We start from the raw sequence: 18,090 nt of genomic DNA, 5'->3' as shown, positions 1-18,090 counted from the left end.
GCGGGGACCACGGCTCCGACGCAATCGGGATCACTTGGGGAAGCGCGTGGCAGCGGCAAGGCAGTCAGTGGCAGAGGCGCGGCGGGTCGTCGTCAAGGTCGGTTCCTCATCCTTGACCACCGCATCGGGGGGCCTGGACGCGGACCGCGTTGACGCCCTCGTCGACGTACTGGCCAAGAGCCGCGGCGGCGGGGAGCGCGAGATCGTGCTCGTCTCGTCCGGTGCCATCGCGGCGGGCCTCGCGCCGCTCGGTCTGGTGCGGCGCCCCAAGGACCTCGCCCGCCAGCAGGCCGCCGCCAGCGTCGGCCAGGGCCTGCTCGTGGCCCGCTACACGGCGTCCTTCGCGCGCTACGGCGTACGGGTCGGGCAGGTGCTCCTGACCTCGGACGACATGGCGCGCAGGGCCCACCACCGCAACGCGTCCCGCACCCTCGACCAGCTCCTGGCGATGGGCGCGCTGCCCGTCGTGAACGAGAACGACACCGTGGCGACCGACGAGATCCGCTTCGGCGACAACGACCGGCTCGCCGCCCTCGTCGCCCACCTCGTCCACGCCGACCTGCTCGTCCTGCTCTCCGACGTGGACGGCCTCTACGACGGGGACCCCGCGAAGCCGGGCACGTCGAGGATCTCCGAGGTCACCGGGCCCGCCGACATAGCGCACGTGCAGATCGGCAGCGCGGGCAAGGCGGGCGTCGGCACCGGCGGCATGGTCACCAAGGTCGAGGCCGCGCGGATCGCCGCGGCCGCCGGGATCCCGGTGGTGCTGACCTCCGCGAGCCAGGCGGGCGACGCGCTCGCGGGCCGCGCCACGGGGACGTACTTCCACCGCACGGGACGCCGCTCGGCCGACCGGCTCCTCTGGTTGCAGCACGCGTCGGAGCCGCGCGGCGCGCTCACCCTGGACGACGGGGCGGTCCACGCGGTCGTCCAGGGGCGCAAGTCGCTGCTCCCCGCAGGGATCGCCGCGGTCGAGGGCGACTTCACCGCGGGCGACCCGGTCGAGCTGAGGGACGCCCAGGGCCGCCCGGTCGCGCGCGGCCTGGTGAATTTCGACGCCAAGGAACTCCCGCTGCTGCTCGGCCGCTCCACCCGGGACCTGGCGCGCGAACTCGGACCTGCGTACGAACGAGAGGTCGTGCACAGGGACGACTTGGTCCTGCTGCACGGGTAGCCGCGCATCGTCCGAGGTCGCGATGGCTCATCCGTCACACGAGCCCCATCCGTCCCGGCCGAAAACCGTCGCGAACGCTTCGCGCGGACCGGCCCGTGGGAGGTGAAACTCCCCAAAACCGCCCCGCGGGACCGCTTGGCCTGCTCAACTTTGTTGAAGACAGTTCCGCACGACCGTTGCGTATCCGGACCACCATTGCGTAAAGGAGGCCGTCGTGAGACGAGTGCGCCCGGGGGCGGCGTCCCGCGGTTCGGCTGAGCGGGCGCTGACGAGCGTCGCCGCGGGAGCGGCATACGAGAGCGACTCGTACGAGGCGCACGAGGGCGAAGCGCGCGAGAGCCGGGAGGGCGAGACGGTGGAGGCGCCTCGACTGTGGCACGTCACGCTGAGCGTCTCCGGCGCCGAAGCCCCGTTGAAGGAGGTCAGGCGCGGTCTCGAGCAGCTCGCCCACGACCACCCCTTTCTCCTCACCAGCAGGTACGCGCCCGACCACGCGGAGATCCGCTACTGGGAAGAGGCCCGCGATCTGCACGACGCGGCCGCGGTCGCGCTGCGGCTCTGGGGCGAGCACCGGCAGAGCGCGCAGCTGCCGCCGTGGGAGATCGTGGGGCTCGAAGTGATCGACCGTGACACGTACCACCAGCGCATCGCGGAAGGGTACGGCCCGCTGCCCGCGACGCCGGTGGGCGTGCACCCGTTTTGAGCCGTCTCGGGGGCTGGAATATCGGGTGGTCGGCCGCCGCGCGGGGATTACGCTGCGGGCATGACGTCGCTCTCTCCCGTCTCGCCCTACGACAACCTCTCGCCGGTCGCCCAGGCCGCCTACCGCGCCCGAGGCGCCGGAGCCACGCTCGCGCCACTGCCGCGCTCCGCCAAGGACGACGCGCTCCTCGCGATCGCCGACGCGCTCGAGGTGCGGACCGCCGAGATCGTCGAGGCCAACGCCAAGGACACCGCGCGGGCCCGTGAGGCGGGCACCAGCGAGTCGATCGTCGACCGGCTCACGCTCACCCCCGAGCGGGTCCGCGCCATCGCCGCCGACGTGCGCGACGTGGCGGCCCTGCCCGACCCGGTCGGCGAGGTCGTCCGCGGCTCGACCCTGCCCAACGGCATCGACCTGCGCCAGGTCCGCGTCCCGCTCGGCGTCGTCGGGATCATCTACGAGGCCCGCCCGAACGTCACCGTCGACGCGGCCGCCCTCTGCCTGAAGTCCGGCAACGCCGTGCTCCTGAGGGGCTCCTCGTCGGCGTACGCGTCGAACACGGCCCTGGTGCGCGTCCTGCGCGACGCGGTGCACGGCGCGGGCCTGCCCGCCGACGCCGTCCAGCTCGTCCCCGGCGAGAACCGCGACTCCGTACGGGAGCTGATGCGCGCCCGCGGCCTCGTCGACGTGCTCATCCCGCGCGGCGGCGCCTCCCTGATCAAGACCGTCGTCGAGGAGTCCACCGTCCCGGTCATCGAGACCGGCACCGGCAACTGCCACGTGTACGTGGACGCGCTCGCCGACCTCGACATGGCCGTCGACATCCTGATCAACTCCAAGGCCCAGCGCCCCAGCGTCTGCAACTCCGCCGAGACGCTGCTCGTGCACAAGGACATCGCCGACGCCTTCCTGCCGCGCGCCCTCGACGCCCTTGCGGAGGCGGGCGTCACCGTCCACGCCGACGAGCGCGTCCTCACGTACGCCGAGGGCAGCAAGGCCACCGTCGTGCCCGCGACGACCGAGGACTGGGAGACCGAGTACCTCTCGTACGACATCGCCGCCGGTGTCGTCGACACCCTGGAGCAGGCCGTCGAGCACATCCGGCTGTGGACCTCCGGGCACACCGAGGCCATCGTCACCACCTCGCAGCAGGCCGCGCGCCGCTTCACACAGCTCGTGGACTCCACGACGGTCGCCGTGAACGCCTCCACGCGCTTCACCGACGGCGGCCAGTTCGGCTTCGGCGCCGAGATCGGCATCTCCACGCAGAAGCTGCACGCGCGCGGGCCGATGGGACTGCCCGAACTGACCTCGACGAAGTACATCGTGACGGGCGACGGTCACGTCAGGTGACCCGCGTGGGCGGTGAGCGTCACATCCGCTGAATTCCCGTACCGTCTGCCCAAATTGCCCCTTCCAGGTCTACGCTGGAAGGGTGCCGGAGGACGTGGGGGGCACGCCGTCGTTCCCTGACGGCGGGGAGCCCGACGACGACCGCGACCGCGGGGGTGCGGACGAAGAGTTCGCCTCCGTGGTCTTCGACGAGGACTTCGTGCGGGCCGCGGAGATCCATGAACCGACCGCCGTGGAGCGGCTGTTGGCCGCCGCCCAGGCCCGCGCCGAGGCGTCGGAGGCGGAGGCCCGCAGGGCCCGCACCCGAGGGCCCGGCCACGAATCCCCGGACGACGATCTCTACGAGGACGGCTTCGGCGTCGACGGCGTGGAGTTCGGCGCCGACGACGACCTCGACGACGCGTACGAACACGACCCCTTCGAGGAGCGGTACGGCCGCCAGGGCCGCCACCCGGGAAGAGCCCGCTGGCACCGCCCCGTCGCCTGGATGCTCGCCCTCGTGATGGGCATCGGCATGGTCGCGCTCGCCTTCACCGCGGTGTACCGGGGCGCCTCGTCGAGCCGCCAGGAGCGGGTCCCCGCACCCGCCTCCACCGAAGTCGGGCAGAGCGCCGAGAAGGAGGCGTCGACCGCGCCCTCCGCCTCCGCCGAGTTCGGCGGCGCCGCCGTCCCCGCGGTGCCGCGCACGCCGTGATGGCGTGAACCCGCTCCCACCCGTGGGGAGTTGTCGAAACTTGTCGTGTACCAGGGCGTTTACCTGGGGTCCCCGCGACCTAACCTGAAGGTATGGGCGGGCCAGGAGACCCACCTGCGGGGGAACCCGAAGGCGCTCCCAACGGTGGTGAGGACGAGTACCGATCCGTCGTCTTCGACGAGTCGTTCGTCCGTGCTGCACGGCTCCAGGAGTTCTCCGCGCAGGAGCGCATGGGGGACCACGCGCGCGCCGTGCGCCGCCGGTCCACGGTCCGGCGCAGGCTCTCCCGGCAGGCCGTGATCCTCGTCGTCCTGATCGCGGTGGCCTTCGGCACGGCGATCTACATGGGCGTACGCAGCCCGGGCCCCACCCCGCTGGGCAAACCGCCGGAGCCGCTGCGGATGACGGTGATACCGCTCGCCCCGCAGGGCCGGGTGCCGGGCTCGCGCAAGGTCGCCGATCTCTACGCGCACAGCCCGGCCGCGCAGTTCGACGCGGGCGCCGACGGCATCAACCTCCCCGCCGTACACCGCACTTCGCACTTCTCGGACAGCCAGGTGATGAGCGCGCTGACCACCGTCAAGGACTACCTCGTCGAGTCCTCGCTCGACGCGGACGTGCTCACCGGAGGCTCCACGCGCCCCGTGCGGATCCTGGTCGACCCCGGCCAGCTCGACCAGTTCGACCGGAGCTTCACGCACCCGGTGGCGGACGGGCGGCACGCGGCCACCGGCTGGCTGGTGCGGTTCGACCCGACGAAGGTCGCCCTCGCCGACGAGCGGGTCAGGGTCCAGGGCACCCTGCGGGCCGCAGAGGTGGACAGGAGCACCCTGGAGGTGACCTCCGACCACACCTTCGTCTACGCGCTGCGGCCGGCCGGCGAGGAGGACGCCGAGGCGTCCCTGTTCACCGTCCGCCGCCAGCTCCAGTTCCGCTTCGACCGCGACGACCTGCGGATCCGCCAGACCGAGCTGCTCGCCAGCTACCTCCAGGCGGGCCCGCTGGCCTGCCCCGCCGACTCGGCGAACCACCTGCGGCCGCTGCTCGCGGGGCAGAAGGCGCAGGCGGGCGGGCCCGCGGGCACCGATCCGTACGCGACGGGCGGCGCGACGGCGCTGTGCGGGACGCTGGCGGCTTCGGCGCAGCCTTCTCTGTGATCGGCAGGTGACCGGCGGGGATGACCGGCAGGGTTACTTCGCGCCGTCGTCCGGGCCGTTGTCGGGGCCGTCGCCGGGGCGGTCGTCGTCCGGGGCGCTCCGGTCTCCCGTGAACTTGCCGCGCAGCTTGCCGCCCAGGTCGCCCGCGCCGCCCGCGATGTCGCTGACCAGCTTCATCAGCGGGTCCTTGCTGTTGCGGACGTTGTCCGCGTACGACGAGGCCGACTGGCGGAAGGAGTCCGAGACCGAGGTGTCCTTGTCCTCGTCGCGGCGCGGGTAGTGGCCGTCCATGATCCGCTGGTAATCGCGGGACTCGGCCCACTTCTTCAGCTCGGCGGCGCGGACCGTGGCGAAGGGGTGCGTGCGCGGCAGGACGTTGAGGATCTTCAGGACGGAGTCGCGCAGGTCGCCCCCTGCCTCGTACTCCTCGGCCTGCTCCAGGAACGCGTCCACGTTCATCTGGTGCAGGTGGTTGCCGCCCGCGAGCTTCATCAGGCCGCGCATGGACGCCTGGAGGTCCTGGCCGACCAGAAGGCCCGCCCGGTCCGCCGACAGCTCGGACTTGCGGAACCACTCGCGCAGCGCCGTCACGATCGCCATGATCGCGACATTGCCCAGCGGGATCCACGCGACCTTCAGCGCGAGGTTGGTCAGGAACAGCAGGATCGTGCGGTAGACGGAGTGGCCGGAGAGCGCGTGGCCCACCTCGTGGCCGACGACCGCCCGCATCTCCTCCTCGTCGAGCAGTTCGACGAGGCCCGTCGTCACGACGATGATCGGCTCGTCGAGGCCGATGCACATCGCGTTCGGGACCGGGTCCTGGTTGACGTACATCGGCGGGACCTTCTCCAGGTCCAGGATGTAACAGGCGTCCCGCAGCATGCCGTTGAGGTGCGCGAACTGCGCGTCGGACACCCGGACCGAGTCCGAGAGGAACAGCAGCCTGAGGCTGCGCTCGGGCAGCAGTCCGCTGAGCGCCTTGAAGACCGTGTCGAAGCCGCTGAGCTTGCGCAGGGCAACCAGGGCCGAGCGGTCCGCCGGGTGTTCGTACGCCCGTGACGAGATGCCGGGGAAGCGCCTGCGCTGCCGGCTCGGCACGTGTTCGTGGCCGCCGTTCTCAGGGCCGCCGTTGTGGTCGTCGGTCATGCCGCATCCCCCATGTCTCGTCCTCTCCTGCCCCCGAGGTGGGACCCAGCGTAGGCGGAGATACCGTGACAGGGCAGCACACCTAAGGAGTAGTCCTCATGGAGCACACCCCCACGGCCACCTGGGTCACCGAGGCGGCCAAGGCCGCAGGACATCAGGGGCCCGGCAATCTGCTGCGCGTCGTACTGATCGTGAGCATCGTGGGGTGCGTCCTCGTCGCCTGGGTGCTGCTGCGCGGGTACCGCCAGGGCGCGGACGACGAGGGCGCGGGCACGAACAAGCCCTCGCAGGACACGAAGGAGCCCTCGCAGGACGCGAAGGAGCCCTCGGCGAGCGCGAACAAGGCGTCCGAGGGTGCGCGTGAGCCCTCGGAGAGCGTCAACCAGGGCCGCGGCGACGCGGACGAGGACCGCAACGGCTGAGTCGGCGTGAGCCGGAGCGAGGCCCCCGCTTACGATGGGCCCGAAATCTTTATGTCCATCCCACCTCCGGATAGGTCCTGCCTGAGATGAGCTTCCACAGCACCGCCGCCCAGCTGGCCACCCTCGCCTCCGAGGGTGGGGAGCACAGCGGCAACCACGAAAGCCTCAGCCCCCTCCTGACCGGCGGTGGCGCGTTCGTCGCGCTCCTGCTGCTTCTGTGGATCACCACGCGCTTCAACCGGGACCGCTGAGCGACCACCCCGGTAAGGGGCAGCCGAAACGGAGCCCGTCGACCGGGCCGGTAGGGTCTGCACGCATGGGAGAGCAGGACATGCCTACCGGTCCGGTGAGCAACGGCAAGCGCCGCTTGGGCGTCATGGGCGGAACGTTCGATCCGATCCACCACGGACACCTGGTGGCGGCCAGTGAGGTCGCCGCGCAGTTCCACCTCGACGAGGTGGTGTTCGTGCCGACCGGACAGCCGTGGCAGAAGAGCGACAAGCTGGTGTCACCGGCCGAGGACCGCTATCTGATGACGGTCATCGCGACCGCCGAGAACCCGCAGTTCTCGGTGAGCCGCATCGACATCGACCGCGGCGGTGCCACGTACACCACGGACACCCTGCGCGACCTGCGCGCGCTCAACCCCGACACGGACCTCTTCTTCATCACGGGCGCCGACGCCCTCGGCCAGATCCTCACCTGGCGGGACACCGAAGAGCTGTTCTCCCTCGCGCACTTCATCGGGGTCACCCGGCCCGGACACACGCTGGCCGATCCCGGCCTGCCCAAGGGCGGCGTCTCCCTGGTCGAGGTCCCCGCCCTGGCGATCTCCTCCACGGACTGCCGCGCGCGGGTCTCCAAGGGAGACCCCGTCTGGTACCTGGTGCCCGACGGTGTGGTGCGTTATATCGACAAGCGCGAGCTGTACCGCGGCGACTGAGCCGAGAGGGGCACCGGTGAACGACCGACAGTACGACCCGTATGCGGGCAGCGACCCGTACGCGGGCGAGTACGCGGCTGATCAGTACCAGATCGTCGGGTACGACGAGTACGGGCGGCCGGTGTACCAGCAGGTCCCTCAGCAGCAGCCACCGCAGACGCCGCAGCAGCCGCAGCAGCAGCCGCAGGGGTACGGGTACGACCCGTACGCGGGCGGGCAGCAGCAGGGGTACGACACCGGGGCCTACGGCAACGGGGCGTACGGGAACGGGTCGTACGACCCGTACGGCGGCGGCGCGGCGACGTCGTACGACACGGGAGCCGGGACCTCGTACGACACCGGCACGGGTACCGGCACCGGGACCGCGCACGACGCCGGATGGATCCCCCAGCAGCAGCCCAGGCAGCAGGTCCCACAGCAGGCCCCACAACAGGCCGCCCCGCAGTCGCCGTCGCAGCAGCCGTCGCAGGTGCCCGAGCCCGCGCCGGACGAGCCGCGGCGTGATGCCGAGGCAGGGTCCAAGGGCGAGTACGAGACCCAGCAGTTCTCGTTCATCGAGGAGCCGGACGAGGAATCCGAAGACGTCATCGACTGGCTGAAGTTCACCGAGAGCCGCACCGAGCGGCGCGAGGAGGCCAAGCGGCGCGGCCGCTCCCGCGTCGTCGCGCTCGTCGTCGCCCTCGTGCTCGTCGTCGTGGGCGGCGTCGGCTACCTGTGGTTCGCGGACAAGCTGCCCGGCCAGTCGGCCGAGCAGGACGGAGCCGCCGCGGCGGCGGGCCCGCAGAAGCGCGACGTCGTCGTCATCCACCTGCACAACACCAAGAACAAGGCGACCTCCACCGCGCTCCTGGTGAACAACGCCACCACCAAGCAGGGCGCCACCGTCCTGCTGCCCAACTCCCTCGCCGTCCCCGACGACAACGGAGCATCGACCACGCTCGGCAAGTCCGTCGACGACGACGGCTCGACCGGCACCCGCGAGTCGATCGACACCGTGCTCGGCACCGAGGTCGAGGGCACCTGGCGCCTGGACACCCCCTACCTCAACAACCTCGTCGAACTCGTCGGCAACATCGACGTCGACACGAACACCGACGTACCCGACCCGAAGGCCAAGAAGGGCCAGGCCCCCCTGGTCAAGAAGGGCGAGCAGCAGACCCTGAGCGGCCCGATGGCCGTCGCCTACGCCACCTACCGGGCCTCGGGCGAGGACGAGAACGCCCAGCTCACCCGGTTCGGCCAGGTCATGCAGGGCATCCTGCGCAAGCTGTCGTCCGACCCGCAGGCGGCGACCACCACCGTGCAGTCGCTCGCACAGATCCTCGACCCCTCGCTGGAGGAGAAGGACCTCGGCGCCTTCCTCGCCAAGCTCGCCGACCGCGCGAAGGGCGGCGACTACAAGACGACGCTGCTGCCCGTGCGGCAGGACGGCACGCTGAGCGAGAAGGTCGGCGAGGGCGTGGTCAAGGACGTCCTCGGCGGCGCGGTGAAGAGCCCGGACAAGGACGCGGCCGTACGGGTCGGGGTCAAGAACGCCTCCGGGGCGAAGGACGCGGCGCAGGAGGCCAGGGTCACCCTGGTCAACGGCGGCTACGCCTTCATCGACGGCGGCGCGGGCGCGGCGGCCCAGCCCACCTCGCAGGTCACCTATGCCGACGAGGCCAAGAAGACGCAGGCCACCGAGGTCGCCAAGACCCTCGGCCTGCCGACGAGCGCGGTCCGCAAGGGCAAGACCGCGGCCAACGCGGACGTGTCCGTCGTCCTCGGCCAGGACTACAAGGCGGGCTGACGCCGCCGAGACGGGTCGGTACCGGCCCTCCCGTCACCCCGTCCGCAGGGCGGGGTGACGGAGCAGACAGGGGGATCGAGTAATCGTCTGGGGCGTCGTCGGCGGTCCGTGAGACCCTTGGGGTGTATCCACCAGCCGAAGGAAAGCTCTCTAGTGACCGCCACGGACCGCTCCACCGAGCTCATCAACGTCGCCGCCCAGGCGGCTGCCGACAAGCTCGCGCACGACATCATCGCGTACGACGTCAGCGACGTGCTGTCGATCACAGACGCCTTCCTGCTCGCCTCCGCGCCCAACGACCGCCAGGTCAAGTCGATCGTCGACGAGATCGAGGAGCAGCTGAACAAGCAGCTCGGCGCCAAGCCGGTCCGCCGCGAGGGGGACCGCGACGCCCGCTGGATCCTCCTCGACTACGTGGACATCGTGGTGCACGTCCAGCACAGCGAGGAGCGTGTCTTCTACGCTCTGGAGCGCCTGTGGAAGGACTGCCCCGAGATCGAGCTGCCCGCGGACGCCAAGGCGACCCGCGGCAAGGCCGCCGAGCACGCCGAGCAGCGGGCCGCGGAGGAGGCCGACCTGGACGGTGAGCTGCGGTGAGCAACCGCGGCCTCCGAGTCATCCTGTGGCGGCACGGCCAGACATCCTGGAACCTGGAGCGCCGCTTCCAGGGCTCCACGGACATCGAGCTGATCGAGACGGGTGTCTCCCAGGCCCGGCGCGCCGCCCGGCTGCTCGCCTCCCTGAAGCCGGACGCCATCGTGGCCTCCGACCTCAAGCGGGCGGCGGCCACCGCGGCCGAGCTCGCCGCCGTCACGGGCCTGTCCGTGACGCACGAGGAGGGGCTGCGGGAGACGTACGCCGGTGAGTGGCAGGGCCTGACGCACGACGAGATCATCGCGCGCTTCGGCGACCAGTACGCCGCGTGGAAGCGGGGCGAGTCGGTGCGCCGCGGCGGCGGCGAGCTGGAGACCGAGGTCGCCGACCGGGCCGCGCCCATCGTGCTCCGCCACGCCGACAAGCTGCCGGACAACGGCACGCTGGTGGTGGTCAGCCACGGCGGCACCATCCGCACCACGATCGGTCGCCTCCTCGGTCTCGACTCCTCTCACTGGGAGGGGCTCGGCGGTCTCTCCAACTGCTGCTGGTCGGTCCTCGGCCAGGGCGCGCGAGGCTGGCGGCTCCTCGAGCACAACGCGGGCACGCTGCCGGAACCGGTGCTCGGCGACGACGACTGAGCGCCCCGGACCCGGATTTCACATTCCGGCTGGTCGCAGGCTAAAGTTCTTCTTGTTCGCCCGCCGAGCGGGAAGAACACAAGGGGCTATAGCTCAGTTGGTAGAGCGCCTGCATGGCATGCAGGAGGTCAGGAGTTCAATTCTCCTTAGCTCCACAGTTCCGAAGATCCCGTCCCCTCAGGGGGCGGGATTTTCTGCTTCCCGGTTCAGGTCCCGGTCCTGGCCCTGGCCCCGTTTCTGGTCTTGGCTTCTGCTTCGGCGCAGCTCCCACAGCTCCGTCGTGCGGCGGCTGCTCTCGTCGTCGTCCGGGGTGTACACGACGATCCGGCACTCCGGCATGCCGTTGACGGAGAGCGAGACGGACGTCATGCGCAGCTCGCCGATGGTCTCGTGCCGGAACGTCTTCACGCGCCGCCCCGGCGGTATGACGTCGCCGCTCTCCCACAGCTCGGTGAAGCGCGGGCTGGCCTCGGAGAGGACCCGGACGAACTCCTCCCAGACGGGCTCACCCACGTGCCTGCCGTACGCCCCGCGCAGGGTCGCCACCATGATGGGCAGCTCCGTGTCCCGGAAGACCAGGGGGCACTCCGGCTCGGGCACGGTGAACAGGCTCCACAGCACGTTCGGCACGCGGGAGGCCATCGTCTCGGGGACCGGTATGGAGAAGAGGTCCTCGTACGCCGGGTTCGTGGCGAGGATGTCGTAGCGCGCGTTGTAGACGACGGCGGGGCGTGGGTCGAGGGCGTCGATGATGCCCTGGATCTCCGCGCCGACCACCTCGGCGGCCCGCTCGCGGTCCGGGGCGTACGGCACCTCGGCCAGGTGGTACAGATGCTCGCGCTCCGGCTGGTCGAGGCGCAGCGTGCGCGCCACGGCGTCCAGGACCTGGGCCGAGGCGTTGATCGGGCGGCCCTGCTCCAGCCAGGTGTACCAGGTGATGCCGACGCCGGAGAGCTGCGCGACCTCCTCGCGGCGCAGCCCCGGGGTGCGGCGGCGCAGGCCGGGGGCCATGCCCACGTCGGCGGGTGTCACCCGGGCCCTGCGGCCGCGCAGGAACGCGGCGAGCTCCGATCGGCGTCGCTGTGTCGTCCTCGTGGAATTCGTGGTCTGCGTGGTCCTCGTGGTCCCCGTCATCGCCATCGTCACGTCCCCCGTCGTCACGCTCTCCATGGTCCGCGCCCGCCGCGGTGCTTGCCAGGTGCTGTCAGTACCAGCATCAGCGGGCTCTCGTTACCCGTACCGGATCGTCGGCACGCTCGACGGCATGACGACGACCACCTCACCCGCCCCCGCGGGTCCAACTCCCGCATTCAGTAAAGCGTCCGGCACTGACAATCGCCGCGGGCGGCTGCTCGCGGTCGTGCTGGCCGCCCAGTTCATGGCCCTGCTCGACGCCTTCATCGTCAATGTCGCCGCGCCCACCATCCGCACCGAACTGCACGCGTCCGGCGGCGGGTTGCAGCTGGTGATCGCCGGATACACCATCACCTACGCCGTACTCCTGATCACCGGCGCCCGGCTCGGCGAGCGCTTCGGCCACCGCCGCGTCTACCTCGGCGGGCTCGCGGTCTTCACCGCGGCGTCGCTGGCCTGCGGACTCGCCCAGGGCACCGGCGAGTTGATCGCCTTCCGGCTGGCGCAGGGCGCGGGCTCCGCGGTCCTCATCCCCCAGGTGCTCAGCCTGATCCAGCGCCACTTCGCGGGCGAGGCGCGGGTGAAGGCGCTCGGCGCGTACTCGGCGGTCCTCGCGACCGGGGCCGCGGCCGGGCAGGTGCTCGGCGGGATCCTCGTCAGCGCCGACCTGTTCGGCACCGGCTGGCGCCCGGTGTTCCTGGTCAACGTGCCGGTCGGCCTGGTCCTGCTCGTCATGGCGGTGCGCGTGCTGCCGCGCGACGAGGGCGGCCGACGAGGCGCGCGGGCGGCGGCGCGTGGGCTCGACCTGCCGGGCCTCGTGCTGCTCGGCGCCGCCGTCTCGCTGTTCACGGTGCCGCTGGTGCTCGGGCAGGAGGCGGACTGGCCGCTCTGGTCCTGGCTGTCGATGGCCTGCGCCGTGGCGCTCTTCGCCCTCTTCTGCGCGTACGAGTCCCGGCTCGCGCGCCGCGGCGGCGCGCCGCTGATCGCGCCGCGGGTCCTGCGCGCCGGGCATCGGCCTGGCGATCTTCCGGATCGCCGCGGGGATGGCGGTCAACGCGGGCTTCCTGTTCGCGCTCACGCTGCACCTCCAGGGCGGGCTCGGCCACAGCCCGCTGCGCGCCGGTCTCACCTTCGCGCCGACCGCCGCGGTCTTCGGCCTGGTCGGCGTGGTGTGGCGGCGCTGGCCGGGGCCGCTCCAACGGGTGCTGATCCCGGGCGGGTTCGTGCTGACCGCGGTGTCGACGGCCGCGGTGGGGCTGCTCCTGCGCGACGGCTCCGACGGCGGGCCCTGGCTGTACGTCGCCTTGACGGGCGTGGGCGGCGGGCTCTCCCTCGGCTTCGGCCCGACGCTCACGCGAGCGCTCGCCGGGGTGCGCGCCGAGGACGCGGCGGACTCCAGCGGGCTGCTCGCGACGGTCACACAGCTCGGCCAATTGACCGGAGTTGCCTGTTTCGGAGCGCTCTTCTTGAACCGGCTTGCGTCGCAAGGGGCCCCTGGGGCGTATTCATCCGGCAACGCGCTCCTGGTGTGCTTCTACGCGCTGGCCTCGGTGGCCGCACTGGGCGCCGTGTCCGGACTGGTACGAATGCGTCGCTGACCGGGTTGCTCAGAGCGTGGCAGAATCGGACGGCCGGAAGGGGACGCAGCCCGACGGGAGGGAGAGCGCGATGCCTGCGAGCATCATCGGAGAGGTCGACCACCTCTCCGACGCGGCGGCGATACGGAACCGAGCCGCGCTCCGCACCCTCCTCGACTGCCCTTCCTGCGGCTCGTCCCACGTCGCCCAAGTGCTCGGTGACAACGGCGGAGTCTCGTACGTCTGCACCGCCTGCGGCCACAGCTGGAGCTGATCGATGGGTGCACACAGGCGAAAGTGCGACTGGTGCGGCAGTGGTACGCCGATCGTCCGCGACATGGAACCGGTCAACCCGGAGTACCAGTACTGGTGCGAGGAATGCGCACGGGCGCTGATCATAAAGGGCGACCCCATCGAGACCTACCGCGAACTCGAAGGGGAGCCGATCTACGGTCGGCTGCTCGACGAGCACTGCACGCTCAAGCGGTTCTACTCGTTCGCGACCGCCTGAGCGCGAGCAGCAGGAACGTGCAAGCGGTCACTACGTAGAGGGCCGACAGCGTCATCTGGCCATAGTTCTGGGCGAGTTCCAGCCGACCTTCGCCGTGCGGCACCCACCACAGGGAGTACGAGCAGAAGGCCAGGGACGCGGCCCCGGCGACGGCCCACCGGACCCGGCCGCCCCGGCGCAGCGCCTCCGCGCCGAGCAGCAGCACCATCGGCACGCACCACACCCAGTGGTGCGACCATGACACCGGACTGACGAGGAGCGCCGTCGCCGCGCAGGACAGGGCGGCCCAAGCCCGGTCCCCGCGCAGCGCGGCGGCCACCGCGGCCCCGAGACCCGCCGCGGCCACCAGTGCGGCCACCGCCACCCACCACGCGCCCGGATCGCCGGTGTGCAGCAGCCGGGCGAGGACGCCGCGCAGCGACTGGTTCGCGGTGTCCTCGGCGAGACCGACCCGGCCCGCCTCGAAGACCATCCGGGTCCAGAACCGGAACGAGTCGTGCGGCAGGACGGCGGCCGCGAGCAGGGTCGCGCAGGCGAACGCGGCGACCGCCACGCACGCGTGGCGCACGGGGGGTCGCCACGCACCGCGCCGCAGTGCCTCGGCGCCGCCGGTCAGCAGCAGGAACACCACGAAGAGCGCGGGCGTGAGCTTGACCGCCGCCGCGAGCCCGGTCCCCACGCCCGCCCAGCGGTGCCCCGGGCCGCCGGGGCGCCGGGTCAGGTCCCACAGGACCAGGACGGCGAGCAGCAGATTGACCTGCCCGTACCGCAGGGTCGTCCAGACCGGCTCGCACCAGACCGCGGCCGCGGAGACCCACAGGACGCTCCGTCCGTGCGCGGGCAGCCCGGTGAGGCGCAAGGAGAGGCGCACCAGCGCGACCAGCAGGAGCAGGTTCCCCAGCGTCGCCAGGGGGCGCAGGTCCGCCGTGTCCAGGAGCGTCAGTGGGGTGAACAGGAGGGCGGCGAACGGCGGGTACGTGGTGGGCAGCCTGGCCTCGGTGGTGCGCAGCGCGTAGAGGTCCCCGCCCGCGCGCACGGTGGCGCCCTCGGCCCGGTAGACCAGCAGGTCGATCATCGAGACGTCGGCGGCGCGCTGCGCGAGCCAGAAGGCCGTGAAGGAGAGCAGACAGGCCCAGGTGGCAGGCGGTACACGGCGGTGGACGGCGGCGAGTGCGAGCACGGTCACGAAAGGCGACAGTACCGGTCGGTACCGGGCGTATCGGGCCAGAACGGAAACGATTTGGTGGAGCACGGGGGAGACCGTGTAATGTTGGCGAAGCCGCCGGGGGAACCGGGCGGACAAGCAAGGGGCTATAGCTCAGTTGGTAGAGCGCCTGCATGGCATGCAGGAGGTCAGGAGTTCAATTCTCCTTAGCTCCACAGGGATTGAGGAAGAGCGGGCCACCCGGATCGGGTGGCCCGCTCTTCTGTGTCGTATCCGTGGTCTCTTCTGCGCCGGGTCCGTCGTGTCGCGCCCGTCGTCACGCCCTTCCGCTGCCGAGTGCCCTGCGGCCGCGTCCGGGAGGGAGCGCGGTCGGCGCCGCCGCGCGAGCCGTGGGCGCGGCCGAGGGGTCCTCCTCGATGCGCAGGGCGAGCGCGGGACAGCGGCGCACCGCACGAAAAGCGCGTGCTTCGGAGTAGCGCGGTACGCCGGCATCCGCCACCGAGGGGAAGCCGTCGGGGCCCAGCTGGATCAGCTCAGGGACGATGTCCGCGCACAGCCCGTGCCCCTGGCAGAGCGTCCAGTCCACGGCCAGCCTGCGGCCGGAGGGCGTCTCCCCCTGGGGAGTCTCCTCCTGGAGGGGCAGGACGCCCTCGACGGGGCGGCCGCAGCCGCCCCCCAGGACGTGCGCCGCGAGATCGTCCGTGAACGCCGAGATCGTCGACTCCAGGAAGGCGGCCGAGCCGTCGGGGTGCTTGCACGCGCCGCGCCCCTTGACCGCCCTGGTCACCTCGCGCAGTGCCTCCAGTGCGGTCGGGCCGCCGCCGTGCAGTACGTCGGAGAGGCCGCGGGCGGCGGCGGGCAGGCCGAGGTAGCAGGGGCCGCACTGCCCGGCACTCTCGGCGGCCAGCCACTGCGCCACCCGCAGTGACTCCCCGAGCGGGCAGGTGTCCTGGCCGATGGGCAGGATCGCGCCCGCGCCGAGCGCGCCCCCGCAGGCGTCCAGGGAGGCGCGCGAGACCACCGCGTCGTGGGCGGTGGCGGCGTCGAGCCACTTGCCGTGATAGCCGCCGGTCAGCACGCCCTGGGGGAGCGCGGGGGCACCGGCGAGCTGGAGGACGTACGACAGCGGCACCCCGGTGGGCACTTCGAGGACCATCGGCCTGGCGACCGCTCCGGAGAGGGTCAACAAGACCGTTCCCGGTTCGTCGCGCAGCCCGGTGCGGCAGTAGCGCTCGGCGCCGGTCCGTGCGGCGACCGCGAGCTGGGCGAAGGTCTCCGCGTTGGACAGGAGCGTGGGCGCGCCGCCCACTCCGGAGTCGGAGGTGCGCACCTTGCGGCCGGGCGGCAGCGGTGGGCCGCCGTCCGCCGAGCGGACCAGGGCGGAGGACTCCCCGGTGACCATGCGGACCGGATTGCGCTGCACGCGCGCGCGCAGGCGCGATCCGCGCCGGTTGCCGAGGCCGCGCTCGGCGAGGGCGGCGGACATCGACGCCTCGGTGGAGTCGCGGGTCACGCCGATGACGAGGGTGCGCGCGCCGAGGGCCTCCGCGGCGAGCAGGGCGCCGTCCAGGATGAGGTGCGGGGCGCGGTTGATCAGGACGGTGTCCTTGCGGCAGGCGGGTTCGTCCTCGCTGCCGTTGACGACGACCACGGGGCGTACGCCACGGCGGATCGCCGCGTCCGCGACGGATCGCAGCTTGCGCGCGAAGGGGAAGCCCGCGCCGCCCCTGCCGCGCAGCGCGATCTGCTCGGCGAGGGCGGCGAGCGGCTCGCCCGCCATCGGCTCCAGGGGGCCGTGCACCTTCAGGTGCATGCCGAGGTCGAGGCGTTCGACCAGGTCGAAGCCGGAGGTGAGCAGGGGCAGGCCGACGACGCGGACTTCGGGGACGTCGGGCAGTGGCGCGTTCACTGGTGGCCTCCGGTGGCGGCGTTCCAGGGCTCGCCCGAGCCGGGAGCCTGAAAGGGCCGGGGCGGCGGTTCGGCGACGGGGTCGTAGACGGGCTGCGGGGCGGTGTCGTACGTCGGCTGAGGGGCCACGTAGGGCGACTCGACAGGTGGTGGTGGGGAGGGCGCGGGCCAGCGCTCCGCGTGCCCGGCGCGGGGCGGGGGATCGGCGAGGCGGCGGGCCTCGGCGGTGGCAAGGGCCTGGTAGGCCGCCGCGATGCCGACGACCGGGTCGGTGGCGGTCGCGGCGGCCGCGCCGGGGAGCGGCACGGAGGCGGTGTCCCGCACCGGCGTCTCGGCTCGGCGCGGGACACCGCCCTCCGGTTCGAGCAGGGCCAGGATCCTGGCGGCGACCTTCCGCTTGACCGACGGCGGCGCCGAGCGCAGCGCGAGCGCCCCGGCGACCGCGACCAGGCACAGGCAGTACAGGGCGATCACCCAGGGCTTCGGCGGGCGGCCCGCGTACAGGCCGTGCAGCAGCGCCGCGCACCAGGCGGGGTAGGACAGCATGTGCAGCGCCCGCCAGCGCGATGCGACCTTGGCGGGCGAGGCGAAGGCGCTGCGCAGGGCCCCGGTGACGCTCGTGAGCACCATCAGGAGGCCCGCGAGCGAGCCGAGCCCGATGAGACCCGCGCTGCCGCTCACGCCGAGTCCGAAGGGCACCAGGGCGCCCAGGAGCGACACGTGGTCGAGCGCGACCTTGACGGTGCCGTGCAGGAGCAGGAAGCCGACGGAGGCGACCGCGGTGGCCCGGTGCACGGCCTGGGCGAGCAGGCGCTGGCGCGAGCGCAGGAAGAGGCGGTCCGTGGCGACCAGGCCCCAGACCACGGCCGCGGTGAGGGAGACCAGGCACAGGACGCCGGTGGTGAAGTCGAGCGCCGCGCGGAAGCCGTCACCGCTCGCGAAGACGAGGACGGGTATCAGGAGCAGCGCCCCGGTGCCCAAGGATCTCCGGGTGTTCCTGCTCGGGTCCAGGAAGGCGGGGCGGCGCGAACGGGGGAGCGAACGGCGCGGTTTCAGAGGGTTCATGGGGCGGCTCCGAATGGGTTCGATCGCCGCATGCTAAGTCGCTCCATACCGGCGGGTACGGGGTTTGAGTTATTGCGTTGTTATCAAAGCGCGACACGATCTTTGTGTTGCCCC

18 protein-coding genes, 2 tRNA genes and 1 pseudogene are annotated in these 18,090 nt (G+C 72.0%); 16 read left to right on the top strand and 5 right to left on the bottom strand.

The genetic code is table 11. From position 1 onward, the window contains the following. Positions 1–46 precede the first annotated feature (46 nt). The 5 genes from proB (at position 47) to KY5_RS13625 (ending at position 5,081) form a co-directional block, all read left to right on the top strand. Positions 47–1,174, top strand: a complete 1,128-nt coding sequence (gene proB, locus KY5_RS13645; RefSeq protein ID WP_098242502.1) for a glutamate 5-kinase — start codon at positions 47–49, stop codon at positions 1,172–1,174. Between the two features lie 214 nt (positions 1,175–1,388). After that, a complete protein-coding gene (locus tag KY5_RS13640; RefSeq protein ID WP_199843063.1) occupies positions 1,389–1,877 on the top strand; it encodes a hypothetical protein in 489 nt (162 codons plus the stop codon). A gap of 60 nt (positions 1,878–1,937) precedes the next feature. Continuing rightward, on the top strand, positions 1,938–3,230 hold the full coding sequence (locus KY5_RS13635) for a glutamate-5-semialdehyde dehydrogenase (protein WP_098242500.1): 1,293 nt from the start codon (positions 1,938–1,940) through the stop codon (positions 3,228–3,230). An 82-nt stretch (positions 3,231–3,312) separates the two neighbouring features. Beyond that, positions 3,313–3,924, top strand: coding sequence for a hypothetical protein (locus KY5_RS13630; RefSeq protein ID WP_199843062.1), 612 nt, complete (start codon positions 3,313–3,315; stop codon positions 3,922–3,924). Positions 3,925–4,016: 92 nt separating this feature from the next. Next, complete coding sequence (locus tag KY5_RS13625) at positions 4,017–5,081, top strand: hypothetical protein (protein WP_098242498.1); 1,065 nt, start codon at positions 4,017–4,019, stop codon at positions 5,079–5,081. Between the two features lie 33 nt (positions 5,082–5,114). Here KY5_RS13625 and KY5_RS13620 read toward each other — a convergent pair whose 3' ends face one another. After that, entirely contained in the window at positions 5,115–6,227 is a 1,113-nt protein-coding gene (locus tag KY5_RS13620; RefSeq protein ID WP_098242497.1) for a M48 family metallopeptidase, read from the bottom strand. Between the two features lie 98 nt (positions 6,228–6,325). On the opposite strand from KY5_RS13620, the gene KY5_RS41415 reads away from it, so the two are divergent. The 7 genes from KY5_RS41415 (at position 6,326) to KY5_RS13585 (ending at position 10,771) form a co-directional block, all read left to right on the top strand. After that, the gene (locus KY5_RS41415) at positions 6,326–6,649 is read left to right on the top strand and encodes a hypothetical protein (RefSeq protein ID WP_107645697.1); all 324 of its coding nucleotides are present in this window, start codon (positions 6,326–6,328) and stop codon (positions 6,647–6,649) included. Between the two features lie 86 nt (positions 6,650–6,735). Beyond that, positions 6,736–6,900: a hypothetical protein gene (locus KY5_RS42140; protein ID WP_098242496.1), complete on the top strand. Its 165-nt coding sequence runs from the start codon at positions 6,736–6,738 to the stop codon at positions 6,898–6,900. 65 nt (positions 6,901–6,965) lie between these two features. Next, positions 6,966–7,592, top strand: coding sequence for a nicotinate-nucleotide adenylyltransferase (nadD, locus tag KY5_RS13605; RefSeq protein WP_098242495.1), 627 nt, complete (start codon positions 6,966–6,968; stop codon positions 7,590–7,592). A gap of 16 nt (positions 7,593–7,608) precedes the next feature. Beyond that, positions 7,609–9,381, top strand: a complete 1,773-nt coding sequence (locus KY5_RS13600) for an LCP family protein (protein WP_098242494.1) — start codon at positions 7,609–7,611, stop codon at positions 9,379–9,381. Positions 9,382–9,534: 153 nt separating this feature from the next. Next, the gene (rsfS, locus tag KY5_RS13595) at positions 9,535–9,978 is read left to right on the top strand and encodes a ribosome silencing factor (protein ID WP_098242493.1); all 444 of its coding nucleotides are present in this window, start codon (positions 9,535–9,537) and stop codon (positions 9,976–9,978) included. After that, positions 9,975–10,616: a histidine phosphatase family protein gene (locus KY5_RS13590; protein WP_098242492.1), complete on the top strand. Its 642-nt coding sequence runs from the start codon at positions 9,975–9,977 to the stop codon at positions 10,614–10,616. Before rsfS ends, KY5_RS13590 begins: the two co-directional genes overlap by 4 nt. 82 nt (positions 10,617–10,698) lie before the next feature. After that, a tRNA-Ala gene (locus KY5_RS13585) sits at positions 10,699–10,771 on the top strand. Positions 10,772–10,793: 22 nt separating this feature from the next. Here KY5_RS13585 and KY5_RS13580 read toward each other — a convergent pair. Next, the gene (locus KY5_RS13580; protein ID WP_098247233.1) at positions 10,794–11,750 is read right to left on the bottom strand and encodes a helix-turn-helix transcriptional regulator; all 957 of its coding nucleotides are present in this window, start codon (positions 11,748–11,750) and stop codon (positions 10,794–10,796) included. 130 nt (positions 11,751–11,880) lie between these two features. On the opposite strand from KY5_RS13580, the pseudogene KY5_RS13575 reads away from it, so the two are divergent. The 3 genes and pseudogenes from KY5_RS13575 to KY5_RS13565 all read left to right on the top strand — a co-directional run bounded on the left by KY5_RS13575 (position 11,881) and on the right by KY5_RS13565 (position 13,838). Then, positions 11,881–13,348, top strand: a pseudogene (locus KY5_RS13575) (MFS transporter). A 70-nt stretch (positions 13,349–13,418) separates the two neighbouring features. Continuing rightward, positions 13,419–13,601: a hypothetical protein gene (locus KY5_RS13570; protein ID WP_098242491.1), complete on the top strand. Its 183-nt coding sequence runs from the start codon at positions 13,419–13,421 to the stop codon at positions 13,599–13,601. Between the two features lie 3 nt (positions 13,602–13,604). Further along, positions 13,605–13,838, top strand: coding sequence for a hypothetical protein (locus KY5_RS13565; RefSeq protein ID WP_023588762.1), 234 nt, complete (start codon positions 13,605–13,607; stop codon positions 13,836–13,838). On the opposite strand, the gene KY5_RS13560 is transcribed toward KY5_RS13565, so the two are convergent. Continuing rightward, a complete protein-coding gene (locus KY5_RS13560) occupies positions 13,807–15,024 on the bottom strand; it encodes a glycosyltransferase 87 family protein (protein WP_098242490.1) in 1,218 nt (405 codons plus the stop codon). The two genes, KY5_RS13565 and KY5_RS13560, sit on opposite strands and share 32 nt — an antisense overlap. 121 nt (positions 15,025–15,145) lie before the next feature. Here KY5_RS13560 and KY5_RS13555 point away from each other — a divergent pair. Further along, positions 15,146–15,218, top strand: a tRNA-Ala gene (locus tag KY5_RS13555). 101 nt (positions 15,219–15,319) lie between these two features. Here the strand turns inward: KY5_RS13555 and KY5_RS13550 are convergent. Both KY5_RS13550 and KY5_RS13545 read right to left on the bottom strand, forming a co-directional pair. Further along, complete coding sequence (locus tag KY5_RS13550; protein ID WP_098242489.1) at positions 15,320–16,912, bottom strand: NADH-quinone oxidoreductase subunit NuoF family protein; 1,593 nt, start codon at positions 16,910–16,912, stop codon at positions 15,320–15,322. Beyond that, a complete protein-coding gene (locus KY5_RS13545; RefSeq protein WP_199843061.1) occupies positions 16,909–17,976 on the bottom strand; it encodes a hypothetical protein in 1,068 nt (355 codons plus the stop codon). The genes KY5_RS13550 and KY5_RS13545 overlap by 4 nt, the downstream gene beginning before the upstream one ends. Positions 17,977–18,090: the final 114 nt, after the last annotated feature.

The sequence above is a fragment of the Streptomyces formicae genome (genome assembly GCF_002556545.1).
GTDB lineage: Bacteria > Actinomycetota > Actinomycetes > Streptomycetales > Streptomycetaceae > Streptomyces > Streptomyces formicae_A.
Note: the sequence above shows the minus strand (reverse complement) of the source record. Positions and strands in the feature narration are given on the sequence as shown.

Coding starts and splice junctions, on each gene's coding strand:
- KY5_RS13635 (WP_098242500.1), top strand. CDS start 1,938: ATGACGTCGCTCTCTCCCGTCTCGCCCTACGACAACCTCTCGCCGGTC.
- KY5_RS13625 (WP_098242498.1), top strand. CDS start 4,017: ATGGGCGGGCCAGGAGACCCACCTGCGGGGGAACCCGAAGGCGCTCCC.
- KY5_RS13620 (WP_098242497.1), bottom strand. CDS start 6,227: ATGACCGACGACCACAACGGCGGCCCTGAGAACGGCGGCCACGAACAC.
- KY5_RS41415 (WP_107645697.1), top strand. CDS start 6,326: ATGGAGCACACCCCCACGGCCACCTGGGTCACCGAGGCGGCCAAGGCC.
- KY5_RS42140 (WP_098242496.1), top strand. CDS start 6,736: ATGAGCTTCCACAGCACCGCCGCCCAGCTGGCCACCCTCGCCTCCGAG.
- nadD (WP_098242495.1), top strand. CDS start 6,966: ATGGGAGAGCAGGACATGCCTACCGGTCCGGTGAGCAACGGCAAGCGC.
- KY5_RS13580 (WP_098247233.1), bottom strand. CDS start 11,750: ATGACGGGGACCACGAGGACCACGCAGACCACGAATTCCACGAGGACG.
- KY5_RS13570 (WP_098242491.1), top strand. CDS start 13,419: ATGCCTGCGAGCATCATCGGAGAGGTCGACCACCTCTCCGACGCGGCG.
- KY5_RS13565 (WP_023588762.1), top strand. CDS start 13,605: ATGGGTGCACACAGGCGAAAGTGCGACTGGTGCGGCAGTGGTACGCCG.
- KY5_RS13545 (WP_199843061.1), bottom strand. CDS start 17,976: ATGAACCCTCTGAAACCGCGCCGTTCGCTCCCCCGTTCGCGCCGCCCC.